General features: G+C 71.9%; 21 protein-coding genes. 14 read left to right on the top strand and 7 right to left on the bottom strand.

The window, feature by feature from the left end; translation table 11 throughout:
* Window positions 1-141 precede the first annotated feature (141 nt).
* The 5 genes from thrS to ABD332_RS21580 are packed head-to-tail and all read left to right on the top strand — an operon-like array spanning window position 142 to window position 4080.
* Window positions 142-1338: a threonine--tRNA ligase gene (gene thrS, locus ABD332_RS21600; RefSeq protein WP_344503811.1), complete on the top strand. Its 1197-nt coding sequence runs from the start codon at window positions 142-144 to the stop codon at window positions 1336-1338.
* 46 nt (window positions 1339-1384) lie between these two features.
* Window positions 1385-2179: a DUF3152 domain-containing protein gene (locus ABD332_RS21595; RefSeq protein ID WP_344503810.1), complete on the top strand. Its 795-nt coding sequence runs from the start codon at window positions 1385-1387 to the stop codon at window positions 2177-2179.
* Window positions 2180-2212: 33 nt separating this feature from the next.
* Complete coding sequence (locus ABD332_RS21590; RefSeq protein ID WP_344503809.1) at window positions 2213-2722, top strand: SigE family RNA polymerase sigma factor; 510 nt, start codon at window positions 2213-2215, stop codon at window positions 2720-2722.
* Window positions 2719-3681, top strand: coding sequence for a hypothetical protein (locus ABD332_RS21585; protein WP_344503808.1), 963 nt, complete (start codon window positions 2719-2721; stop codon window positions 3679-3681). Before ABD332_RS21590 ends, ABD332_RS21585 begins: the two co-directional genes overlap by 4 nt.
* 57 nt (window positions 3682-3738) lie before the next feature.
* Complete coding sequence (locus tag ABD332_RS21580) at window positions 3739-4080, top strand: heavy metal-binding domain-containing protein (RefSeq protein ID WP_344503807.1); 342 nt, start codon at window positions 3739-3741, stop codon at window positions 4078-4080.
* A gap of 1407 nt (window positions 4081-5487) precedes the next feature.
* Here the strand turns inward: ABD332_RS21580 and ABD332_RS21575 are convergent.
* Entirely contained in the window at window positions 5488-7239 is a 1752-nt protein-coding gene (locus tag ABD332_RS21575; protein WP_344503806.1) for an acetyl/propionyl/methylcrotonyl-CoA carboxylase subunit alpha, read from the bottom strand.
* Between the two features lie 124 nt (window positions 7240-7363).
* On the opposite strand from ABD332_RS21575, the gene ABD332_RS21570 reads away from it, so the two are divergent.
* The 4 genes from ABD332_RS21570 to ABD332_RS21555 all read left to right on the top strand — a co-directional run bounded on the left by ABD332_RS21570 (window position 7364) and on the right by ABD332_RS21555 (window position 11063).
* Window positions 7364-7978: a PadR family transcriptional regulator gene (locus tag ABD332_RS21570; protein WP_344503805.1), complete on the top strand. Its 615-nt coding sequence runs from the start codon at window positions 7364-7366 to the stop codon at window positions 7976-7978.
* A gap of 82 nt (window positions 7979-8060) precedes the next feature.
* Window positions 8061-9020 carry an ATP-binding cassette domain-containing protein gene (locus ABD332_RS21565; RefSeq protein WP_344503804.1) on the top strand — a complete coding sequence of 320 codons (960 nt, stop codon included), beginning with the start codon at window positions 8061-8063 and terminating at the stop codon, window positions 9018-9020.
* Window positions 9021-9026: 6 nt separating this feature from the next.
* Window positions 9027-9782 carry an ABC transporter permease gene (locus tag ABD332_RS21560; protein WP_344503803.1) on the top strand — a complete coding sequence of 252 codons (756 nt, stop codon included), beginning with the start codon at window positions 9027-9029 and terminating at the stop codon, window positions 9780-9782.
* A gap of 78 nt (window positions 9783-9860) precedes the next feature.
* Complete coding sequence (locus ABD332_RS21555) at window positions 9861-11063, top strand: MFS transporter (RefSeq protein ID WP_344503802.1); 1203 nt, start codon at window positions 9861-9863, stop codon at window positions 11061-11063.
* Here ABD332_RS21555 and ABD332_RS21550 read toward each other — a convergent pair.
* Window positions 11041-11700: an O-methyltransferase gene (locus ABD332_RS21550; protein ID WP_344503801.1), complete on the bottom strand. Its 660-nt coding sequence runs from the start codon at window positions 11698-11700 to the stop codon at window positions 11041-11043. The two genes, ABD332_RS21555 and ABD332_RS21550, sit on opposite strands and share 23 nt — an antisense overlap.
* Window positions 11697-12311 (bottom strand): Maf family protein, encoded by a 615-nt coding sequence (locus tag ABD332_RS21545; RefSeq protein ID WP_344503800.1) that lies wholly within the window; start codon window positions 12309-12311, stop codon window positions 11697-11699. The genes ABD332_RS21550 and ABD332_RS21545 overlap by 4 nt, the downstream gene beginning before the upstream one ends.
* Before the next feature lie 27 nt (window positions 12312-12338).
* Here ABD332_RS21545 and mscL point away from each other — a divergent pair, with 27 nt between their 5' ends.
* Complete coding sequence (gene mscL / locus ABD332_RS21540) at window positions 12339-13055, top strand: large conductance mechanosensitive channel protein MscL (protein ID WP_344503799.1); 717 nt, start codon at window positions 12339-12341, stop codon at window positions 13053-13055.
* On the opposite strand, the gene ABD332_RS21535 is transcribed toward mscL, so the two are convergent.
* Window positions 12964-13179 carry an acyl-CoA carboxylase subunit epsilon gene (locus ABD332_RS21535; protein WP_344503798.1) on the bottom strand — a complete coding sequence of 72 codons (216 nt, stop codon included), beginning with the start codon at window positions 13177-13179 and terminating at the stop codon, window positions 12964-12966. The genes mscL and ABD332_RS21535 overlap by 92 nt on opposite strands.
* Window positions 13180-13272: 93 nt before the next feature.
* Between ABD332_RS21535 and ABD332_RS21530 the strand changes: the two genes are divergently transcribed.
* The gene (locus ABD332_RS21530; protein WP_344503797.1) at window positions 13273-15432 is read left to right on the top strand and encodes a prealbumin-like fold domain-containing protein; all 2160 of its coding nucleotides are present in this window, start codon (window positions 13273-13275) and stop codon (window positions 15430-15432) included.
* A 65-nt stretch (window positions 15433-15497) separates the two neighbouring features.
* Entirely contained in the window at window positions 15498-17372 is a 1875-nt protein-coding gene (locus tag ABD332_RS21525) for a serine/threonine-protein kinase (protein ID WP_344503796.1), read from the top strand.
* Window position 17373: 1 nt separating this feature from the next.
* Here ABD332_RS21525 and ABD332_RS21520 read toward each other — a convergent pair whose 3' ends face one another.
* Window positions 17374-18969 (bottom strand): acyl-CoA carboxylase subunit beta, encoded by a 1596-nt coding sequence (locus tag ABD332_RS21520; protein WP_425552262.1) that lies wholly within the window; start codon window positions 18967-18969, stop codon window positions 17374-17376.
* On the opposite strand from ABD332_RS21520, the gene ABD332_RS21515 reads away from it, so the two are divergent.
* Together ABD332_RS21515 and ABD332_RS21510 are read left to right on the top strand one after the other, a co-directional pair.
* The gene (locus ABD332_RS21515; RefSeq protein WP_344503795.1) at window positions 18953-19816 is read left to right on the top strand and encodes a biotin--[acetyl-CoA-carboxylase] ligase; all 864 of its coding nucleotides are present in this window, start codon (window positions 18953-18955) and stop codon (window positions 19814-19816) included. The genes ABD332_RS21520 and ABD332_RS21515 overlap by 17 nt on opposite strands.
* 66 nt (window positions 19817-19882) lie before the next feature.
* On the top strand, window positions 19883-20431 hold the full coding sequence (locus tag ABD332_RS21510; protein WP_344503794.1) for a PH domain-containing protein: 549 nt from the start codon (window positions 19883-19885) through the stop codon (window positions 20429-20431).
* A 19-nt stretch (window positions 20432-20450) separates the two neighbouring features.
* Here ABD332_RS21510 and ABD332_RS21505 read toward each other — a convergent pair whose 3' ends face one another.
* Together ABD332_RS21505 and ABD332_RS21500 are read right to left on the bottom strand one after the other, a co-directional pair.
* Window positions 20451-21008: a GtrA family protein gene (locus ABD332_RS21505; RefSeq protein ID WP_344503793.1), complete on the bottom strand. Its 558-nt coding sequence runs from the start codon at window positions 21006-21008 to the stop codon at window positions 20451-20453.
* Window positions 21009-21198: 190 nt separating this feature from the next.
* Window positions 21199-21684 (bottom strand): GtrA family protein, encoded by a 486-nt coding sequence (locus tag ABD332_RS21500; RefSeq protein ID WP_425552261.1) that lies wholly within the window; start codon window positions 21682-21684, stop codon window positions 21199-21201.
* Window positions 21685-21905 lie beyond the last annotated feature (221 nt).

Raw genomic sequence — 21905 nt, 5'->3', positions numbered from 1 at the left:
CACAGCGCACTGTTCACGACGACGCCGGGCCTTCCCCGGCGGCGCTGACACTCACCTGTTCTCAGCAAAGCTCCGGGGCGCCCGCGCTCCGGAGCTTTTTCGTGCGCGGCGCCCCCTTGTCGCATCAAGGGAGTCAAGACCATGCAGGACCATCGCAAGCTCGGCCGCGACCTCGAGCTCTTCCACTCCGACCCGCTCGTCGGCGCGGGGCTGCCGCTGTGGCTGCCCGCCGGCGCCGCCGCCCGCCGCGCCGTCGAGGACTACCTCCACGCCCTGGAACGCCGCAACGGCTACCAGCACGTCTACTCGCCGCCCCTGGCCAAGCAGGAGATGTACCTCAGATCGGGGCACCTGCCGCACTTCGCCGACGACATGTTCCCGCCGATGGCGCTCAGCGAGCACGACGCGTTCGTGCTGCGGCCGAGCCTCTGCCCGCACCACGCGGCGGTGTTCGGGGCGCGCGGCCGCTCCTACCGGGAGCTGCCGCTGCGCATCGGTGAGATCGGCGGGCAGTACCGCGCGGAACGCTCCGGCGTCCTCGGCGGGCTGTCCCGCGTGCGGGCGATCTCCCTCAACGACGGGCACGTCTTCTGCGCCGAGGAGCAGGTACGCGACGAGGTCGTCGAGGCGCTGCGGCTCATGCGGGTGGCGCACGCCGCGCTCGGCTTCGAGCCGTCGTCGTTCCGGCTGTCGCTGCGCGGCGAGGGCGGGAAGTATGTCGATGACCCCGAGATGTGGGCGGCGGCGTCGTCGGTACTGCGGGAAGCGCTGGACATCGCAGGCGTCTCCTACGTGGAGGCGCCCGGCGAGGCGGCCTTCTACGGGCCGAAGATCGACGTCCAGCTGGTGGACCACGCCGGGCGGGAGAGCACCCTCGCGACCGTGCAGGTCGACTACTTCCAGCCGGCCCGCTTCGACCTGTCCTACGTGGACGCCGGCGGTGCGCGGCGGCGCCCCGTGATGGTGCACCGCAGCGTGGCGGGCAGCATGGAGCGGCTCTTCGCGCACCTGATCGAGGTGCACGACGGGGCGTTCCCCGCCTGGTTCGCGCCGCTGCAGGTCGCCGTCCTCCCCGTCGCCGACGCGCAGGCCGGCGGCGACTTCGTGCGCGCCTGCCGGGCCGCCGACCTGCGGGTCGAGGAGTGTCACGCGGGCAGCCTGGGCGCACGGATCCGGCAGGCGGCGGCGCGGAAGGTGCCGTTCGTCGCGGTCGTGGGGGAGCGGGAGGCGGCCGGCGGCTCGGTCTCGCTGCGCCCGCGGGACCCCGGGGCGCTGTCGGGGGTGCTGCCGATCGCCGCGGCCGTCGCGGGCCTGTCGGAGGTGTGTGCCGCGCCATAGGCGGGGTTCATAAACAGTCGGACGGGGGCGGTGCGTCAGTCCCGGTGTGCGGATCTTCCCGACCATCGTGACGCTCGCCCTCGTGGCCGGCTGCTCGTCCACGCCGTCCTTCTCGGCGTCGGCCGCCTCGCCCGCCCCGTCGATCGCGTCCTCGCCACCGTCCTCGCCACCGTCCCCGCCACCGTCGTCGCCGACGGCGGCACCGTCGTCGCGGGGACCGGCCACGACCGACGTGCCGGTGATCCGGTTCCCTGTCGACGGCGGCGGCACGTTCGGCTTCGCCACCGCCGGCGGGCCCGCCATCGGGACGAAGGGCAGGCTGCTGACCTACCGGATCGGGGTGGAGCACGGCATCACCGGCGTCGACGCGGCCACGTTCGGCGACGCCGTCGAGCTGATCTTCACCGACCCGCGCAGCTGGCCCGGCACCGGCAACTGGCGGCTGCGCCGGGCCGGGCAGGGCGAGGCGTTCGACTTCACCATCTACCTCGCCACCCCAGCGACCCGCGACGTGCTGTGCGGTGGCGGCTACGACCGGTACACCTCCTGCAGGAACGGCAACACCGTCGTCGTCAACGTGGCCCGCTGGGCCCGCGGCATCCCCGGCTACGGCGCCGACCTCACCGCCTACCGGGCCTACGTCGTCAACCACGAGACCGGTCACCGCCTCGGCCGCGGCCACGAGCTGTGCCCCGGCCCGGGCCGGCCCGCCCCCGTCATGCAGCAGCAGACCCTCGGCCTGCACGGCTGCGTAGCCAACCCGTGGCCGATCGTCGACGGCCGGCCCTACGCGGGGCGCTCCGGGCAGTACGACGACCCAACTCCGTCGGAACAGCCATAAACGCCCGACCCCACCGGCAACGTCAAGGAAGACGTGCAGGACTTCGACGAATTCGTGACGGTGCGCAGCGCGGCGCTGCTCCGGTTCGCGTACCTGCTGACCGGCGACCGGCACCTGGCCGAGGACCTGACCCAGGAGGCGCTCGTCCGGGCGCACCGCCGCTGGCACGCGATCACCGGCGACGAGGGTCCCGAGCCCTACGTCCGCCGGGCGGTCCTGCGGCAGTACCTGTCGTGGCGGCGCCGCCGCGCGAGCACCGAACGGCCGGTCGCCGACCCGCCCGACGGCGCGCCGCCCGGCTCCTCGCCCGATGCGCTCGCCGACCGGGTCGTCGACGCGGACGAGATGTGGACGGCGTTGAACGCGCTGCCCCGCTCCCAGCGCGCCGTCGTCGTCCTGCGGTACTACGAGGACCTCCCCGACGCCGAGATCGCCAGGCTGCTGGGCTGCGCCCAGGCGACCGTCCGCGTCCACGCGTTCCACGCGCTGCACAAGCTCCGGTCGGCACTGACCCCCGTCCCACTCCGCAGAGGCGAGCCATGAACGACCTTTCCCCGCAGCGCGGTGCGGTGAGCGACGTCGAGCAGCGCGTCCGTGACCTGATGCACCGGCACGCCGCCGAGGCCCCGGCCGGGGCGGCGCTGCTCACGGTCGTCCGCGCGGAGAGCCGCCGGCGCGCGCGGCGGACCCGCGTCGTGGTCGGCGCGGTCGTCGCCGTGCTGGCCACCGTCGGGGTCACCGTGCCGCTGCGGCTCGCGGCCGCCCCGGTGGCGGTGGCCGCGCCGTCGGTGCTGGCCTCGCCGTCCGGCCCGCTGACGGTCACGTTCCCGCTCAGCCCGCCACCGTCGGGCACCGATCCCGAGGTACGCCTCGCCGCCGGACTCCCGACGCTCAGCCAGCCCCTGCCGGACGACGCCGCCACCGCCACGCTGACGGTCAGCCCGACCCGCCCACTCGCGACCGGGACCGAGCCGATCATGGTCCGCGGTGTCGTCGGGTACACCGCGGAGTCCGACGACACGGGGACCTCCCTGATCTGGCAGGAGGCGCCCGGGCAGTGGTTCGAGCTGCGCGCGTCCCCCGCCGTGCCGGTCGACCGGCTCGCCGGGTTCGCCAAGGGCCTCCTGCCGCAGCCGGTGAGCGTGCCGGCGCCGTTCACGTTCGCGCTGGTCCCCGACGGGTACACGGTCGACAACATCAGCCCGGCCGCCGTCACCTTCTGCCCGCCGGACGTCACCGCCGACGAGACCTTCGTCGGCAAGCTCACCGTGATGCTGGGCGTGACCGGCGAGCTGTCCACGGGCCGCGCGGTCGACGTCGCGGGCCGCCCCGGCATCCTGACCGACCCGGTCGACGGCTTCTTCTCGCTGCAGGTCGACCTCGGCGACGGCCGGCTGCTCGTGATCCAGTCCGCGACGCCCGTACCGCTGCCGGAGCCCGACCTGATCCGCTTCGCGGCGGGTATCACCGTCAACCCCAACGCCACTCCCGGGCAGGGCTGAGGGGGTGGTTCCCAGTAGATCCACCCTAAACCGTACATATGTGCATACGATTCATATGTGCTGGTTGTAACGACTGAGGGTTTACCGGGGTACGAGATCACGACCGTGCTCGGCGAGGTGCTCGGGGTGTGCGCGACGTCGCGGAACCCGTTCGCCGCGGGGCTACGCTCGACCGAGGGCGGCCCGGGCCTCGACATGTCCCAGTTCCTCGTGCAGACCCGGGCGCGCGCCGTCGGCCAGATGGTCCACGTCGCCGAGCAGCGCGGCGCCAACGCCGTCGTCGGCATGCGCTTCGACCACCGCGACTTCACCAACACCTGGGCCGAACTCTGCGCCTACGGCACCGCCGTCGTCGCCGTCCCCCTCCACGCCAGCACAGGCGCCCACGCCGCACCGTAATTCCCCACTGTGCTTCCGCCCCACCGCTGCCGCGGCAGGTCCCGGCGGGGATTCCCACCCGCAGCCCCGATGCGCCGCTCCGCGCCGCACTGCCCGCGCCGAGACGCGAGCCAGGCCAAGCGACGCATCCGCGCCGCATCCGGTGGCCACCCCCAGGCCTACGTCCAGCAGCGCGGCGCCCGTCCCGTGATCCAAGGACGGTCCCGGTCGTGCGGGTGGCCACATCCGTCCGTCGATCATGCCGGTACTTGATCCGCCGTGTCGGGTCGGTAGTGATGGAGGTTTGGTCCCGGGGTTTGCCGGGTTCGTCGGCGCTGCCCGTCGTGATCCAAGGACGGTTCTGGTCGTGCGGGTGGCCGGATCCGTCCTTCGATCATCGGTCGGGGAGGTGCGCCGTGCGGGGTCTGGTGGTCAGGGGCTGCTTGAGTGGACGACTGCGGTGTGCCGCCGCGCCCAGCGGCGCGGGGTTCGCGGTCATGGCCCTGAGGGGATGTGGCCTGCCCGGTGGTGCGGGATTGATCCGCTTCGTCCGGTCAGCGGTGATGGAGGCTCGCCCTGAGGGCTGCCGGGTTCGCCGCCGTCGTGATCCAAGGACGGTTCTGGCCGTGCGGGTGGCCGGATCCGTCCTTCGATCATCGGTCGGGGAGGTGCGCCGTGCGGGGTGTGGTGGTCGGGGCTGCTTGAGTGGACGACCGCGGTGTGCCGCCGCGTCCAGCGGTGCGGTGTTCGCGGTCATGGCCCTGAGGGGGTGTGGCGTGTCCGGTGGTGGGGGAATTCTGCTGATTGATCCACTTCGTCCGGTCAGCGGTGAATGAGGTTCGCCCTGGGGGCTGCCAGGTTTGCCGGTGCTGCCCGTCGTGATCCAAGGACGGTTCTGGCCGTGCGGGTAGCCGGATCCGTCCTTGGATCATCGGTCGGGGAGGTGCGTCCGTGCGGGGAGTGGTGGTCGGGGCTGCTTGAGTGGACGACCGCGGTGTGCCGCCGCGTCCAGCGGTGCGGTGTTCGCGGTCATGGCCCTGAGAGAGTTGTGGCGTGCCCGATAGTGCAGGAATTCCGGTGATTGATCCGCTTCGTCCGGTCGGCGGTGACGGAGGTTCGCCCGGGGGCTGTCGGGGTTTCCGGCGCCTTCCCGTGATCCAAGGACAGTTCCGGTCGTTCGGGTGACCGGATCCGTCCGTCGATCATGCTGGTGGTGGCCCCAGCGAACAGGGGCTCACCAGGCCAGATCCGCCTTAGAGCTTCCGCCCCGGGGAGATTGGTCATGGGGGCCGCCGAACGGGGCACGCCGGGCCGGAGGTGGTTGCGGCAATGTCGCGCCGGTGGGGACGCGAGCGCGCCACCGGAACCGCGGGGCTTGTGCGGCGGTGCCGGGGGTGGAGTGGAGCGGCCGCGTGGTGGTGGAGGCGGCTACTTCAGGGTGGCGATGACGGCGCCGGCGGAGACGACCTCGCCGACGGTGGCTGCGAGGTCGGTGACGACGCCCGACTTGTGGGCGTTGAGGGGTTGCTCCATCTTCATCGCCTCCAGGACGACGATCAGGTCACCCTCGGCGACCGTGTCGCCCTCGGCCACGGCGATCTTCACGATCGTGCCCTGCATGGGGCTGGTGAGGGCGTCGCCGCTCGCGGCGCCCGACTGCTTCTTCGTGCCCGAGCGGCGGCGCGGGGCCGGCGAGCCGGGGGCGGCGACGGCGGGGCCGGTGCCGAAGCCCGCGGGCAGCGACACCTCCAGCCGCTTCCCGCCGACCTCCACGACCACCGTCGAGCGCTCCTCGGCGGCGGGCAGGTCGCCGGAGGGGGCGGTGAACGGCGGCACCGTGTTGACCCACTCGGTCTCGATCCAGCGGGTGTGCACCCGGAAGGGAGACTCGGTGAAGGCCTCGTCACGCAGGACGGCGCGGTGGAAGGGCAGGGCGGTGGCCATGCCTTCGACGACCATCTCGTCCAGGGCGCGGCGGGCGCGCTCCAGGGCCTGCTCGCGGGTCTCGCCGGTGATGATGACCTTGGCGAGGAGGGAGTCGAAGTTGCCGCCGATGACGCTGCCGGACTCGATGCCGGTGTCGACGCGGACGCCGGGGCCGGTGGGCAGGCGCAGGGTGGTGACGGTGCCGGGGGCGGGCAGGAAGCCGCGGCCCGGGTCCTCGCCGTTGATGCGGAACTCGATGGAGTGGCCGCGCGGGGCGGGGTCCTCGTCGAAGCGGAGCTTCTCGCCGTCGGCGACCCGGAACTGCTCGCGGACCAGGTCGATGCCGGCGGTCTCCTCGCTGACCGGGTGCTCGACCTGGAGGCGGGTGTTGACCTCGAGGAAGGAGATGGTGCCGTCGTTGCCGACGAGATACTCGACGGTGCCGGCGCCGTGGTAGCCCGCCTCGCGGCAGATCGCCTTCGCCGACTCGTGGATCTGGGCGCGCTGGGCGTCGGTGAGGAACGGCGCGGGCGCCTCCTCGACGAGCTTCTGGTGGCGGCGCTGCAGGGAGCAGTCGCGGGTGCCGACGACGACCACGTTGCCGTGCTGGTCGGCGAGGACCTGGGCCTCGACGTGGCGGGGCTGGTCCAGATAGCGCTCGACGAAGCACTCGCCCCGCCCGAAGGCGGCGACCGCCTCGCGGGTCGCGGACTCGAAGAGCGCCGGGATCTCCTCCAGCGTGCGGGCGACCTTCAGGCCGCGGCCGCCGCCGCCGAAGGCGGCCTTGATGGCGACGGGCAGCCCGTGCTCGCGGGCGAACGCGACGATCTCGTCGGCGTCGCGGGCGGGCTCGGCGGTGCCGGGGACGAGGGGCGCGCCGGCGCGCTGGGCGATGTGCCGGGCGGTGACCTTGTCGCCGAGGTCGCGGATCGCCTGCGGGGTCGGGCCGATCCAGGTCAGCCCGGCGTCGATGACGGCCTGGGCGAAGTCCGCGTTCTCGGACAGGAACCCGTAGCCGGGGTGGACGGCGTCGGCGCCCGCGGCGAGGGCGACCTCGACGACCTTCTCGATGCGCAGGTAGGACGCGCCGGGGGTGTCGCCGCCGAGGGCATAGGCCTCGTCGGCGAGGCGGGTGTGCAGCGCGTCGCGGTCGGAGTCGGCGTAGATCGCGACACTGGCCAGACCCGCGTCCTGGCAGGCCCGGATGACGCGGACCGCGATCTCGCCCCGGTTGGCGATGAGAACCTTGCGCACGCTGAACGCTCCCTTGGGTAACCCTCAGCCGCAGTCTAAGCGACCTGTACGACAAGTCCCGCTGCCAACAATGTCATAGTCAAACCGACCCTATTAAGATTATGTCGTGTCTACTACGCGTTTGATGATCATGGGACTGGTCTCCTACCTGCAGCCCGTCCACGGTTACGACATCCGCAAGGAGCTGACCAGCTGGAACGTGGAGAGCTGGGCCAATGTCCAGCCGGGATCGATCTATCACGCGTTGCGCAAGCTGACCGAGGAAGGCCTGCTCGAGCCGGTCGACACCGAGCAGGTGGACGGGCGTCCGGCCCGCACGAGGTACCAGCTGACCAAGGCCGGCGAGGTCGAGTATCAGGCCATGCTGCGCCGGTACTGGTGGGAGTACTCGGAGCCGGTCGACCCCTTCCAGGCCGCCTTCGCCTTCCTGCCGTCGCTGCCGCGCCCCGAGGCGGTCGGCGCGCTGCGGGCCCGGGCACGGCTCCTCAACGACTGGGTTGCAACCTATCGCGACAGCATCGACGAGTGGATCGCCGACAAGCCGCCGCACGTGGGCTGGCAGCTGGAGCTCACGGCGGTGCGCGCCGAGGCGGAGGCCCGCTGGTGCCAGGACGTGGCCGCGCGGGTCGAGGCCGGCGAGGGTGGGCACTTCAACGAGGGTGGGCAGAGCCCCGACGCCTGGCGCGCGGCGATCCGTGAGCAGTTCGGAGACCCGCAGGACGACGAGGACGAGGTTTAAAACGCGATATAACGCGCTTGACTAGTAGTTTATATCGCGTTAGGTTGACCCGCGTAGCACACAGACGACAGGGGAGACCGTCATGATCGAGACGAAGGGTCTGCGGAAGTCGTACCGCTCACGGGCCGGTCGGGAGACCAAGGTCGTCGAGGCGGTCCGGGGGGTCGACCTCTCCGTCCGGGAGGGGGAGATCTACGGGTTCCTCGGCCCCAACGGCGCGGGCAAGACCACGACGCTGCGGATGCTGGCCACGCTCATCACGCCCGACGGCGGCGAGGCGGTCATCGCCGGCGCCGACCTGCTCAAGCACCCGGGCGAGGTGCGCCGCCGGATCGGTTACGTCGCCCAGGGCGGCAGCACCTGGGACGAGAGCACCGCGCGCGAGGAGCTGGTCCTGCAGGCCCGCTTCTACGGCATCCACAAGGCCGAGGCGCTCGAGCGGGCCGACAAGGCCCTCGCGGCGTTCCAGCTCACCGAGTACGCCGACCGCAAGACCAAGACCTACTCCGGCGGCCAGCGCCGGCGGGTCGACATCGCGCTCGGCATCATCCACGGGCCGAAGGTCGTCTTCCTCGACGAGCCGACCACCGGCCTCGACCCGCAGAGCCGCGCCCACATGTGGGACGAGGTACGCCGCCTGCGCGCCGAGGGCATGACGGTCTTCATCACCACCCACTACCTCGACGAGGCCGACGCGCTCTGCGACCGGATCGCGATCATGGACCACGGCGAGATCGTCACCGAGGGCACGGTCGACGCGCTCAAGCGCGAGGTCGCCGGCGACGTCGTGACCGTCGGCACCGCCGGAGCATCCGCTGAAACGGCGATCGCGCTGCTCAGGAACCAGGACTACGTCCGCAAGCTCGAAGAACACGCCAAGAACGAGCTCCGGCTGTACGTGGACGAGGGCGCCGTCGCGATCCCGCACATCCTCCGCGTGCTCGACCACGCCGGCGTGCAGCTCACCCAGATGGAGCTGCACCGACCCAGCCTCGACGACGTCTTCCTCACCAAGACCGGCCGTTCACTTCGGGAAAGCTGAGTAGCGATGAAATTCCTCCGCGACACCTGGCTCGTCTTCGCCCGCCAGATGCAGCTCATGCTCCGCCAGCCGGTGTGGCTGATCGTCGGGGTCATCCAGCCGCTCTTCTACCTCCTGCTCTTCGCGCCGCTGCTGAAGCCGGCGCTCGGCGTGAAGACCAACGCCGAGGCGTACGAGCTGTTCGTGCCGGGCCTGCTGGTGCTGCTGGCCATGTTCGGCTCGCTGTTCACCGGCTTCGGGCTGATCGCCGAGCTGCGCGCCGGCGTCATCGAGCGGAGCCGGGTCACCCCGGTCAGCCGCCTGGCGCTGCTGGTCGGCCGCTCGCTGCGCGACGTCGTGTCGCTGCTGTTCCAGGCGGCGCTCATCGTCATCGTCGCGGTCGGGTTCGGCCTGAGCGTCGGCGTCCTGGACGTGCTCGCCGCGTTCGCGCTGATGGCGGTCATCTCGCTGATGCTGTCGGCGTTCTCCTACGCGATCTCGCTGAAGCTGCGCAGCGAGGACGCCCTCGCGCCGCTGCTGAACACGATCTCGCAGCCGCTGCTGCTGACCGCCGGCATCCTGCTGCCGCTCACGTTCGCCCCGGCGTGGCTCAAGCGCGTCGCCGACTGGAACCCGTTCTCGTGGGCCACCGACGGCGTCCGGGCCCTCTTCGCCGGCAACCCCGGCGCCGACTCGGTCTGGCAGGCGGGCGTCGTCATCGGCGGCCTGACCCTGATCACCGTGGTCTGGGCCTCCCGCGCCTTCGCCAGGGGCGTCCGTTAGGCCAGTCGACTTTACCGGTAACGGCAATCACCGTCACGGCCCCTTCCACCACGGGAGGGGCCGTGACACCGTCAGGCGGTGCCCAATCTCGTCCGCGACCGCCTCACCTGGGTGATCTACGTCCAGCTGTCCCTGTGGTGCTACTTCCTCTACGGGTTCGGGCCGGTCGCCCCGCTGCTGCGCGACGAGCTGCACATCAGCAGGACCCTCGCGAGCCTGCACGGGACCGGGTTCGCCGTCGGCGGCATCGTCGGCGGCGCCGTCATTCCGGCGTTGACCCGCCGGTACGGGCGACACCGCCTCATCTGGGCCGGCCTGACGCTGATCAGCGGCGCCGCCGCGGGCATGTTCGCCGCGCACCACCTGGCGCTGACCCTGACGTTCGCCACCCTCGCGAGCTTCGGCGGGTCGTTGCTGGTCAACGGCATCGTCGCGGCGCTCACCGAGCACCACGGGACCGCCGGGCCGGCCGCGATCAGCGAGGCCAACGCCGCCGCGGCCGCCGTCGGCCTGGTCGCACCGCTGGTCGTCGGGTTCGCCTACGGCACCGGTCTCGGGTGGCGGGCCGGGCTTGTCCTCGTGGTGGTCCCCACCGTCCTGTTGGCGGTGTTCGCCGGTGTACGGGCACCCGAGCCGCTCCAGCACGGCACCGCCGACGGCCGGCGCGCCCGCAGGCTCCCCGCCACCTACTGGCTGGCCGCGACCAGCCTGTTCGCGACCGGTTCGGTGGAGGTCTGCCTGACGCTGTGGGGCAGCGACGTGCTCCGCGACCACGCCCACGTGTCCGCCGGGGTGGCGACGGCGGCCGTGTCGACCATGATCGCCGGGATGGTGACCGGGAGGATCGTCGGCGGGCGGCTGCTGCTGCGGTACCGCCCGACCCGCATGCTCCTGGCAGCGCTCGCCGTGTCCGCCGCCGGGTTCGCGCTGTTCTGGTCGGCGACCGTGCCCTGGCTGGCGATGGCGGGCCTGTTCGGCTGCGGGCTCGGCTGCGGCCTGCACTACCCGCTCGGGATCGGCCTCGCCCTCGCCCACTCCGACGGGCAGCCGGACCTGGCCGCGGCCCGGGCCTCGTTCGCCGTCGGGATCTCCTTCGCGGTGGCGCCGTTCGCGCTGGGCTCGCTCGCCGACCGGGTCGGGCCGCACACCGCGTTCCTGCTCGTGCCGGCGTTCCTGCTGCTGAGCGCCGCGGTGGTGACGCGCCTGGAGAGGCTCACTGGGCGCGCCACCCTCAATACCACGCAGACCGCGGCGCCGGTCAGAGCCGCCGAGCCAGTGTGAGCCCGTCAGCGATCGGGATGAGCACCGACTCGACCCGCTCGTCGGCGAGGACCCGCCGGTTGAACTCGACGATCGCGAGGGTGCCGTGGTCGCCCGGGTCCGGGTCGAGCACGTGCCCGTGGCGCAGCACATTGTCCACCAGGATCAGGCCGCCGGGCCGCGTCCGGGGCACGACCGCCTCCCAGTAACCCAGGTAGCCGGTCTTGTCCGCGTCGATGAAGGTCAGGTCGAGGTGCGGCTCGGCCGGCAGCGCACCGAGCGTCTCCGCGGCGGGCCCGATCCGCAGCTCGATGCGGTCGTCGAGGCCGCCGCGCCGCCAGTACCGCCGGGCGATCGACGTGAACTCCTCCGACACGTCCAGGCAGGTCAGCCGGCCGCCCTCGGCGAGGCCGCGGGCGATCGCGATCGACGACAGCCCGGTGAACGTGCCGATCTCCAGGGCCTGCCGGGCGCCGCTGATCCGGGTCAGCATCGTCAGCAGCGCCGCCTGCTCCGGCGCGACCTGCATGCCCGCGTCGCGCGGCAGCGCCGCCGCGGTCTCCTCGATCAGGTCGCGGACCAGGTCGTCGGGCTCGCTGCCGTTGGCGACGACATACGCGTGCAGCGCGTCGGTGAGGGCAAGTGTCTGTCTCGTCATGATTCGATCCTGCCCCGCCAGAAGTCGGTGATGCGGACCCCGAGGATCGACAGCAGCACCCGCAGCGTCGGCAGCGACAGGCCCACGACGTTGCCGTGGTCGCCCTCGATCCGGTCGACGAACACGCCGCCGAGCCCGTCGATGGTGAACGCGCCGGCCACGTGCAGTGGCTCGCCCGTCGCCACGTACGCGGCGATCTCCTCGTCGTCGGGCTCCGCGAAGTGCACGACGGTGCCGACGGTCTTCGACGTGTTGCTGCCGGACTCGGCGTCGACCAGGCAGTGGCCGGTGTACAGCACGCCGGAGCGGCCGCGCATCGCCTTCCAGCGGGCGACCGCCTCGTCGGCGTCGGCCGGCTTGCCGAGCACGTCGCCGTCGAGCTCGAGCACCGAGTCGCAGCCGATCACCAGGGCGTCGGTGCCCGCCACCCCGGCTGACTCAGCGACGGCGAGGGCCTTGAGCTCGGCGAGCGTGCCGGCGAGGGCGGCGCCGCCGGCCGCCTGGATCGCGGACTCGTCGACACCGCTCACGATGACCCGCGGCTCGATTCCGGCGGCCTGCAGCAGCCGGCGGCGGGCGGGGCTGGCAGAGGCGAGGATGAACGTCTTCACGGGACGGACGTTAGTACCATCGCGGCCATGCGGAAGCTCTGGGCTGAGTTCAAGGCGATCGCGATCGGCGGCTCGGTCCTGGACCTGGCGCTCGGCTTCATCATCGGATCGGCCTTCGCCACGCTCGTCCAGTCCTTCGTCACCAACCTGTTCCTGCAGGCGGTCGCCGCTGTGGTCGGCGAGCCCGACTTCCAGCAACTGAAGATCACGCTGCACCGCACGCCGATCAAGTACGGCGTGTTCCTCAACGACCTGCTGCAGTTCCTGCTGCTGGCGGTCGCCCTGTTCGTGATCATCAAGTTCATGACCTGGATCGGCGTGGAGCGGGGCAGGTCGCTGGACCAGCGGCAGTGCCCGTTCTGCTACGACCGGGTGCCGGCCGCGGCGCTGATCTGCCGCTCGTGCGGCCAGCAGCTGGTCGAGGACCTGCCGACGCTCGCCCAGGCGGAGTTCCTGCAGGACGAGCGCGAGGCCCGCCGCTGGCCGACGCTGCCGGCCCTGCCGCCGATCGTCATCCCGCGCCGTCGCCCGCCGACCGGCCGGCCCCCGGCGAGCGAGCCCCCGGTGGACGAGCCCCCGGTGGACGAGCCCCCTGTGAACGAGCCTCCTGTGAACGATGCCACTGCCGGCGAGCCCCCGGCGGGTGGTGGCGCTAGCGCCAGCGGGGACGAGACGCCGGCCGGGCGCTCTGGCGCCAGCGCGACACCGGCGCAGCAGCCACCGCCGCGGCGGCGGGACGGCTGAAGAGCACCCCGACGATCGCCGCGACCTCCTCGGCCGTCGGCGTACCGCGGACGACCTTGAACAGCGGTTCCTCGGCCACAGGACCTCCCGGAAAGTACGCGAAACGTTGCCGTCCTGCGAGCATACGCACGCATCGGCGGCGCATACTCAAGCGGAACGGGAGTCGATGGCGAGTTTGGGGGGCGCATTGACAAACGTCCCATTCCGGGTCGCATCGATGCTCATCGTCGGCGCGCTCCTCGCGGCACTGCTGCCCGGGTCGCCCGCCCAGGCGCGTGAGGGCGAGCAGCCGGCGTCGGTATCCGCGTCGCTGCGGTATCAGATCACGTTCGCGGCGCGCTCCTGCGGCTCGTACGACGACGTCATGGCCAACCGGGTCCGCGACGACCGCATCGAGGCGGCGTCCGCCCTCGGCCGCGCCAGCGCGTACAAGGACGGCCAGGCGGTCGACCCGGCCGTCGAGGCGGCCAACGGGGCCGGCTGCACCGCCCTGCCCGGCTGGCACTTCTCGCTGGGGCCCGGGCAGGAGAAGAAGGGCGCGCTGTCGACGGTGACCATGCCGGCGGTCGACTCCGGCGCGACCGCCGCCCAGGTGCCGCTGCTGGACGCGGCCGGCCACAAGACCGACAAGCTCATCGACGGCGCGGTCACCCTGCAGCTGACCCCGGAGCAGGCGAGCGCGTCCTCGCACCGGCAGCTGTGGGTGCAGGGCGGCACGCCGGGCGACCCGCTGCTCGCCGCGGCGCTGCCCGGGTACGGGTTCGGCGTCCTGCGCTGCGGCGCCGACGGCCACGCCGGCGGCAACGTCCAGTGGCTCGGCTTCCCCGCCGGGGCGCGGCACGTGCTCTGCTTCGCGTACTACGTGAAGTCCGCGCAGGCCCCGGCCACGCTCGTGGTGAAGGCCCGCACGACGGCCCCGGCCGGCTACCAGCAGCGGTTCGCGTTCGACGCCTCCGCCGGCTACGCCGCCGACAAGCGGATCTACGCCGACGCGAAGACCGACGCGACCCTGGTGCGCAGCTCCGGCGGCCAGCCCGGCACGGTCGTGTCGCGGACCCCGGCGGGCTGGACGCTCACCGACCTGAGCTGCGGCAAGAGCGGCGCCGGGCGCAGCCTCACCGCCACCGACCTGCCGACGGGCACCGCCACCGTCACGCTCGCCCCCGGTGAGGTCGTCACCTGCACGTTCACCTACACCCCGCCGGCCGCGCCGCCGGGGCTGACGCTGCGGCTGTTCGGCGACGCGCCCGGCGGCGCGTTCAACCTGTCCGTCGCCTCGGGCGGCGGGGCCGACCCGCCGCGCCTGCTGCAGGCCACGCCGGCCGGTGACGGCTCCGCCACCGTCGCGACCGGCGCCGACCTGAGCACGCTGCTGCCGGGGGCGTATCCGGTGACGCTCACCGCCCCGGCCGGCGAGACCGACGCATGGTCGCTGACCGGGGTCGGCTGCGGGGCGACCGAGCTCAAGCCGGAGGGCATGTCCGTCACCGTCATGGTCGCCGCCGGCGCCCCGACCGACTGCACGCTGCGGGTGACCCGCAAGGGCGGCAGCATCCAGCTGCGGTCGGTGACGGTCGGCGGGATCGGCGCGGCGTCGTTCGTGATCGCGCCGCGCGGCGAGGGCTCGCCCGGCTGGTCCGGGGTGGCGACCACGACCGCGTTCGGCGAGGCCGCGATCGCCCAGGGCCTCCCGGCGGCGCTGCCGCTCGGCGACTACGTGGTGACCCCGCTGCCGCCCCTGGCGACGGTCGAGGGCAGCTGGCGGCTGAGCTCGTTCGCCTGCGACCCGGGCGAGTCGCAGGACGTGCCCAACGTCGGTGCCGACGTCGTGCCGCTCACCGCCGCCGTGCCCGCCGCGAAGTGCACCGCGTCCTACCTGTTCGTCGAGGCGCACCAGCTGCAGGTCACCGTCCGCTTCGCGGGCAGCACCAGCGGCCGCGACGGCCCGATCGTGCTGGATGTGGACTGCACCGACGGCTCGACCGGCCGGGTCGTGCTGCCCGGGGACGACAACAGCGAGGCGTCGCTGCCCACGCCGCTGGGCTTCCTGGACCCGGCGAAGTGCACGGTGCAGCGCCCGGCGACACCCACCGCGGCCGGCGCCGCGGTGGCCGTCGGCGCGACGGTCGATCCCGCGCCGGGCAACGCGCCGCTGCCGATCCCCGGCACCGTCGTCATCGGCGAGGAGACCGGCGCCGACGTCGACCTGTACACGGTGACGGTCACGGTGACCTTCACCGCCGACGACAGGGCACCGACCCAGCAGAAGGTCCTCGACACGTTCCGGGTCCTGCCGGTGGCCCTGATCGGCGCCGGTCTGGTCGGTATCGGCCTCGTCATCCTATTGATCATGGTCTTGCGGTCCCGCACTGACTGAGACGGGTGATCTCGTCCAGGTCCGGGCTGTCTGGAACGTGCGCTCGTTCGGTAGCGTCTGTGGTGATGACGCAGTCCACGTCCCTGATCGCTGAGCGCTATCGATTGATCGAGTCGCTCGGCGCCGGTGGCATGGGCCGGGTGTGGCTCGCCCGCGACGAGATGCTGCGCCGCGACGTCGCGATCAAGGAGGTCATCCCGCCCGAGGGGCTGACCGCCGAGGAGCGCGAGGAGCTGCGGCTGCGCACCCTCCGGGAGGCCCGCGCCGCGGCCCGCCTCAACGACGCGAACGTCGTGCGGATCTACGACGTCGTGCAGACCGAGCAGGCACCGTGGATCGTGATGGAGTACGTGCCGTCGCGGTCACTCCATCAGGTGATCACCGACGACGGGCCGCTGCCGCCGGAGCGGGTCGCGCAGATCGGGCTCGCCGTGCTCAACGCGCTGAAGGCCGCGCACGCCGCCGGGGTGCTGCACCGTGACGTGAAGCCCGGCAACGTGCTGCTCGCCGACACGGGCCGGGTGGTGCTCACCGACTTCGGCCTCGCGGTCTTCGAGGGCGGCGACGGCGCCGTCACCCGCCCCGGCCTGATCCTCGGGTCCCCGCAGTACATCTCCCCGGAGCGCGCGAGAGAGGGCACCTCCGGACCGGAGTCCGACCTGTGGTCGCTCGGCGCCACGCTCTACGCCGCCGTCGAGGGCCGCTCGCCGTACGCGCGCTCCACGACGTACGCGACGCTGACGGCCCTCGCCACCGAGGACCCCGACCCGCCGACCCGCGCGGGCGTGCTGAAGCCGGTCCTCAACGCGCTGCTGCGCAAGGACCCGAAGGCGCGCGCGGGCGTCGCCGAGACCGAGCGGCTGCTGCAGCGGGCCGCGTCGGGGGAGGGCCGCGCCTGGTCCTGGACCTTGCCCGCGCTGCCCCGGCCGCGCCGCTCGCGGGAAGGCCAACCTTCGGGCCTGCGCAGCTCGTCCAGCGGCTCGTCGAGAGGCTCGTCGCACCCGCTCGGCGGGGGGTCGGCGCGGCCGGAGGCGCCGGTCAGCTCGCCGCCCGCGGGCCTGGATCAGGACAGCCCGGCGCAGGTCGCGGACGCCACCCCGGCCCGGACCGACTTCCCCGGCAAGGCCCGCGGCAGCGCGCCCGTCGGCGCCGGCCTCTACTCCCGCGGCGGGGTTCCCGCCCCCGAGGTGGTGCCGGTCAGCGACGACGTCGAGACGGTGCCGCCCGGCCAGCACCGCGGCCGCTGGATCGCCGCGGTCCTCGTCGCGCTGGCCCTGCTCGTCGGGGCCGTGATTCTGATCGCCGACTCCGGCGACGACCCGCCGCAGACGCTGCCGACCGGCGCGCAGGCCACCGGGCTGGGGGCGGGTCCCGCCACGTCCGGCGCCGCGGGCCCGGCGTCGGGCAGTCCCACCGCGAGCGCGTCGCCAGACGTCCGCGGCACCTTCGGCGGCACCGTGATGGACCTGCCGGCCGGCTTCCACTGGGAGACCGACGCCAAGTACAGCTGGGCGGTCGCGGTGCCGGACGGCTGGGTGCGCACGGTGAAGAAGCCCAGCTACCCGTCGATGATCTCCTTCGTCGACCCGCTCGACGGCCGGTGGGAGGTGGCGATCGACACGTCCTTCAACCCGCCGAAGGGCGACCCGGTCGCCGACTGGCGCGAGCAGGAGGCGGCGCGGCTCAAGGACGGGCTGTACCCGGGCTACGAGCAGGTCGGGATCGACACGGTCAACTTCCGGGACGGCTGGGCCTGCGCGGACTGGCAGTGGCGGTACACGGCCCCCAGCGGCCGCCTGCACATCTCCAACATGGGCTGCCGGGTCAACCCGGGCCGGGGCCACGCCATCTACTGGCAGACCCCGGACGCGCTGTGGGAAGACTCCGCCACCGTCAACAAGTTCAACATCATCAAGGTGTCGTTCAGGGTGACGGCCTGACCTACAGCGGGATGTTGCCGTGCTTCTTCGGCGGCAGGGTCTCCCGCTTGGTGCGCAGCAGCCGCAGCGCCCGCACGATCTCCACCCGCGTCGCCGACGGCGCGATGACCCCGTCGACGTAGCCGCGCTCCGCCGCCACGTACGGGTTGGCGAGGGTGTCCTCGTACTCCTGGATCAGCTCGGCGCGCAGGCCGGCTGGGTCCTTCGCGTCGCGCAGCTCCTGGCGGTACAGGATGTTGACCGCGCCCTGCGCGCCCATGACCGCGATCTGCGCGGTCGGCCAGGCGAAGTTGAGGTCGGCGCCGAGGTGCTTGGAGCCCATGACGTCGTAGGCGCCGCCGTACGCCTTCCGGGTGATGACCGTGACCTTCGGGACGGTGGCCTCGGCGTAGGCGTAGATGAGCTTCGCGCCGCGCCGGATGATGCCGTCCCACTCCTGGCTGGCGCCCGGCAGGAAGCCCGGCACGTCGACGAACGTGAGGATCGGGATGTTGAACGCGTCGCAGGTCCGCACGAAGCGGGCCGCCTTCTCCGACGCGTCGATGTCCAGGCAGCCGGCGAAGTGCATCGGCTGGTTGGCCACGACGCCGACCGGGTGGCCCTCGACCCGGCCGAAGCCGATCAGGATGTTCTGCGCGAACAGCGGCTGCACCTCGAGGAAGTCCTCGACGACCGACTCGATGACCGTGTGCATGTCGTACGGCTGGTTCGCGGAGTCGGGGATGACGGTGTCCAGCGCCAGGTCGTCCTCGGACACCTCCAGCGACGCCGGCAGCGGCACGACCGGCACGTCGTCCATGTTGTTGGACGGCAGGTAGGACAGCAGGGCCTTCACGTACTCGATCGCGTCGTCCTCGTCGGTGGCGAGGTAGTGCGCGTTGCCGGACTTGGTGTTGTGCGTCCGGGCCCCGCCCAGCTCCTCGAACTCGACGTCCTCGCCGGTCACCGTCTTGATCACGTCGGGGCCGGTGATGAACATGTGCGAGGTCTGGTCGACCATCACGGTGAAGTCGGTGACGGCGGGGGAGTACACCGCGCCGCCCGCGCACGGCCCCATGATCAGTGAGATCTGCGGGATGACACCCGACGCCCGGACGTTGCGGAAGAAGATCTCGCCGTAGAGCCCGAGCGAGACGACACCCTCCTGGATGCGGGCGCCGCCGGAGTCGTTGATCCCGACCACCGGGCAGCCGATCTTCATCGCCAGGTCCATGACCTTCACGATCTTCTCGCCGAAGACCTCGCCGAGGCTGCCGCCGAAGATCGTGAAGTCCTGCGCGAAGACGCAGATCTGCCGCCCGTCGACGGTGCCGTACCCGGTGACGACGCCGTCGCCGTACGGGCGCGACTGCTCCATCCCGAAGTTGGTCGACCGGTGCCTGGCCAGCTCGTCGAGCTCGACGAACGAGCCGGGGTCCAGCAGCAGCTCGATCCGCTCGCGTGCGGTCTTCTTGCCCCTGGCGTGCTGCTTCTCCACGGCCCGGGCCGACCCCGCGTGCACGGCCTCGTCGGTCCGCCGGCCCAGATCGGCGAGCTTCCCCGCGGTCGTGTGGATGTCAGCGCCGACACCAGCCTGCTCAATGGTCACGTTCGGCATCGTAATCGGGCGGCGATACGGTCGACCTGTGAACATTTACACCGACCTGGAGCGCCCCCCGCTGCATGCGGCCGCGCTCCGCCGCGCGTTGGTCGTCCCCGGCGGGCTCTGGACCGACCTGCGCGTGGTCGAGGAGACCGGCTCGACCAACGCCGACGCCGGCGACGCCGCGCGGGCCGGCGCCGCCGAGGGCCTGGTGATCGTCGCCGAGCGGCAGACCGCGGGCCGGGGCCGGCTGGGCCGGCAGTGGCAGTCGCCGCCGCGGGCCGGCCTGGCGCTGAGCATCCTGCTGCGCCCGGTGGTGCCGGTGTCGCGCTGGGGCTGGCTGCCGCTCCTGGCCGGGGTCGCGCTGGCCGAGTCGGTGCGCCGGGTCGCCCGCCTCGACGCCTACCTGAAGTGGCCCAACGACCTGCTGCTGCAGGGCGACCGCAAGACCGCCGGCATCCTCGCCGAGGGGGTCGGCGACGGCGCGGTGGTGGTCGGCATCGGGCTCAACACCACGCTGCGCGAGCACGAGCTGCCCCGCCCCGACGCGACGTCCCTTGCCCTCGGCGGTGCCGCCAGCGCCGACCGCGACCCGCTGCTGCGCGCCCTGTTGCGCGGGTTCGAGGAGGTGTACCGGCAGTGGCAGGCCGGCGACGACTCCGGCATTCGCGAGGCGTACCTCTTCCACTGCGGCACCATCGGCCGGCGGGTCCGGGTCGACCTTCCCGGCGGCGCCACACTCGACGGCACGGCCACCGGCGTCGACGTCGACGGCCGGCTGCAGGTCACGGACGTGTTCGGGAAGGAGCACGCGGTCGCCGCCGGCGACGTGGTGCACGTCCGCGCAGAGACGACCGGGTAGGCCAATATCGCACCGGGTCGGGACGGTCTAGCCTCCACCTCGACATTCATGAACGAGGAGGTTGGCGTGGGGTTCCCGGAAAGCGTCCTGACCAAGGACGAGCAGGTGGTGCTGCACCTGCACCCCCACTGGAAGGCACTGTTCCTGCCGGTGCTCTGGTTCGTCCTCACCGCCGCCGCGGTCGTGGCCATTTCCCTGTTCACGGGGGTGGGCATGATCGGCACGCTGATCGCGGCCGGGGTCGGCCTGGTGATCGTGCTCGTCGTCACCGTGTGGCCGTGGATCAAGTGGAAGACCACGCACTACGTCTTCACCAACGAGCGGGTGATCATGCGCAGCGGCGTGTTCTCGCGCAGCGGCCGGGACATCCCGCTGGGCCGGGTCAACGACGTGTCGTTCTCGCACTCGCTCTTCGAGCGGATGCTCGGCTGCGGCACGCTGACCATCGAGTCGGCCGGTGAGCGGGGTCAGGTGCAGCTCACCGACATCCCGCAGGTGGAGAAGACCCAGAGCATGCTCTACGAGCTGGTCGACGCGGACCGGCAGAAGCACACCTTCGGCGACGACGACCGGCAGGCCCTCGTCGACGAGATCAAGAACGACGCCGCGTCCTGATTGCTGTCCTGATTTCTGGTCAACGGTGGCCGGCGGGCTCATTGAGGGTCAGCTCGCCGGCGCCGTCCTCCTCGGGGTGGCGCGGCACCGGCGCGACGGCCACGTCGGTCAGCGCCACCTCCAGGGCCTCGACCTCGGCCTCCAGTTCGGCGTCCGCGATCACCTGCGGGTCGTCGGAGGCCACCGGCGTCTGGAAGACGAACGTCCGGTACGCCCAGAAGCGGAACACCATCGCGATGCCGATGCCGAGCGCGCTGGCGATGTTGAAGGCCAGCCGGTCGGCGCTGTTGGTCTCGCTGAAGCCCAGCCCGTACTTCGCCACCGCGAGGACCGCGCTCTGGATCAGCAGGCCGACGCCGTTGAGCGCGAAGAACAGCGTGTACTCCCGCCGCATGCTCGTGCGGTCGCTGTGACGGTAGGTCCACTGCCGGTTGAGGAAGTAGGACGCCGTCGTGGCGACGACGGCCGCGACGATCTTCGCCTTCAGCGGGCCGATCGACAGCAGCAGGTTGAGCACCGCGAAGTCGATGATCGTGTTGATCCCGCCGACCGCCAGGAACTTGAACAGCTCGGTCACGAGCGAACGATGCCGCTCGGGGACATACCGGTCGCGAAGGTTGCTGGCAAGGCGCACCGTGCAACCTTACGGTAGGTCGCCAAGCATCGCCCTGGGTACGGCGCAGACTGCGGGGCAGCTCACCCGCATCTTGACCCCTGCGCAACCAGGCTGTTACCTGCCGCCGCGTTTGAACCTCAGTTTATGCCGGTCAGGCCGTCTTTCGGAACACGATCTGCCGATAGCTCCAGAAACGGAACAGCGTCCCGAACGCCATGCCGACCACGTTGGCCGCGATGTTGTCGGCGAGCTTGCCCTCGAACCAGGGCCACACCGAGCCGAGCCCGTAGTGGCTCGCCCACAGGCAGAGCAGGCCGATCAGCAGGCCGACCAGGTTGAACAGGAAGTACAGCGTGTATTCGCGGCGCAGGTTGGTGCGCTCGCGGTCCCGCCAGGTCCAGAACCGGTTGCCGATGAAGGCGACGGTCGCCGCCACCACCGTGGAGATCGTCTTCGCCACAAGGGTCGGCGTGCCGCCGAAGAGCAGCACGTTGAAGATGGCGACGTCCACCATGAACGCCACGATCCCGACCGTCCCGAACTTGCCCAGCTCGTGGACGAGGTGCTCGAAGCGTGCGAACAGGCCGCGCAGGCCGCCCGGCCGTGGCTCGGACGCCACCGACTGCAGTTCCGTCACGTGGCAGAGGGTACGGCACCGCCGACCCCAGCGGGCGCACCTGCCACAGACCGCACAGTTTGCGCATTGATGCGCGGTTGACGAAAAGTTCACGCGCGATTCTGCGAACGGTCGCGAGATTCTCCGGTCCTTGTGCAAGGTTTCACAAGCTCTCACGCTGCCCGGCCCGGTTGACCGGTTTAGGCTGAGGGAAATCAGTAGAACGCATTCACGGCCGCTCG

The organism is Dactylosporangium maewongense, from assembly GCF_039531485.1.
GTDB lineage: Bacteria > Actinomycetota > Actinomycetes > Mycobacteriales > Micromonosporaceae > Dactylosporangium > Dactylosporangium maewongense.
The sequence above is the reverse complement of the archived record's forward strand: the minus strand, read 5'-3'. Positions and strand labels throughout refer to the sequence as shown.

What these genes read in the sequence shown, in the direction of transcription:
- mscL (WP_344503799.1), top strand. Translation starts at nt 12,339, where the DNA reads ATGCGGAAGCTCTGGGCTGAGTTCAAGGCGATCGCGATCGGCGGCTCG.
- ABD332_RS21530 (WP_344503797.1), top strand. Translation starts at nt 13,273, where the DNA reads ATGCTCATCGTCGGCGCGCTCCTCGCGGCACTGCTGCCCGGGTCGCCC.
- thrS (WP_344503811.1), top strand. Translation starts at nt 142, where the DNA reads ATGCAGGACCATCGCAAGCTCGGCCGCGACCTCGAGCTCTTCCACTCC.
- ABD332_RS21525 (WP_344503796.1), top strand. Translation starts at nt 15,498, where the DNA reads ATGACGCAGTCCACGTCCCTGATCGCTGAGCGCTATCGATTGATCGAG.
- ABD332_RS21570 (WP_344503805.1), top strand. Translation starts at nt 7,364, where the DNA reads ATGATCATGGGACTGGTCTCCTACCTGCAGCCCGTCCACGGTTACGAC.
- ABD332_RS21515 (WP_344503795.1), top strand. Translation starts at nt 18,953, where the DNA reads ATGGTCACGTTCGGCATCGTAATCGGGCGGCGATACGGTCGACCTGTG.
- ABD332_RS21585 (WP_344503808.1), top strand. Translation starts at nt 2,719, where the DNA reads ATGAACGACCTTTCCCCGCAGCGCGGTGCGGTGAGCGACGTCGAGCAG.
- ABD332_RS21560 (WP_344503803.1), top strand. Translation starts at nt 9,027, where the DNA reads ATGAAATTCCTCCGCGACACCTGGCTCGTCTTCGCCCGCCAGATGCAG.
- ABD332_RS21565 (WP_344503804.1), top strand. Translation starts at nt 8,061, where the DNA reads ATGATCGAGACGAAGGGTCTGCGGAAGTCGTACCGCTCACGGGCCGGT.
- ABD332_RS21535 (WP_344503798.1), bottom strand. Translation starts at nt 13,179, where the DNA reads ATGCTCGCAGGACGGCAACGTTTCGCGTACTTTCCGGGAGGTCCTGTG.
- ABD332_RS21550 (WP_344503801.1), bottom strand. Translation starts at nt 11,700, where the DNA reads ATGACGAGACAGACACTTGCCCTCACCGACGCGCTGCACGCGTATGTC.
- ABD332_RS21520 (WP_425552262.1), bottom strand. Translation starts at nt 18,969, where the DNA reads ATGCCGAACGTGACCATTGAGCAGGCTGGTGTCGGCGCTGACATCCAC.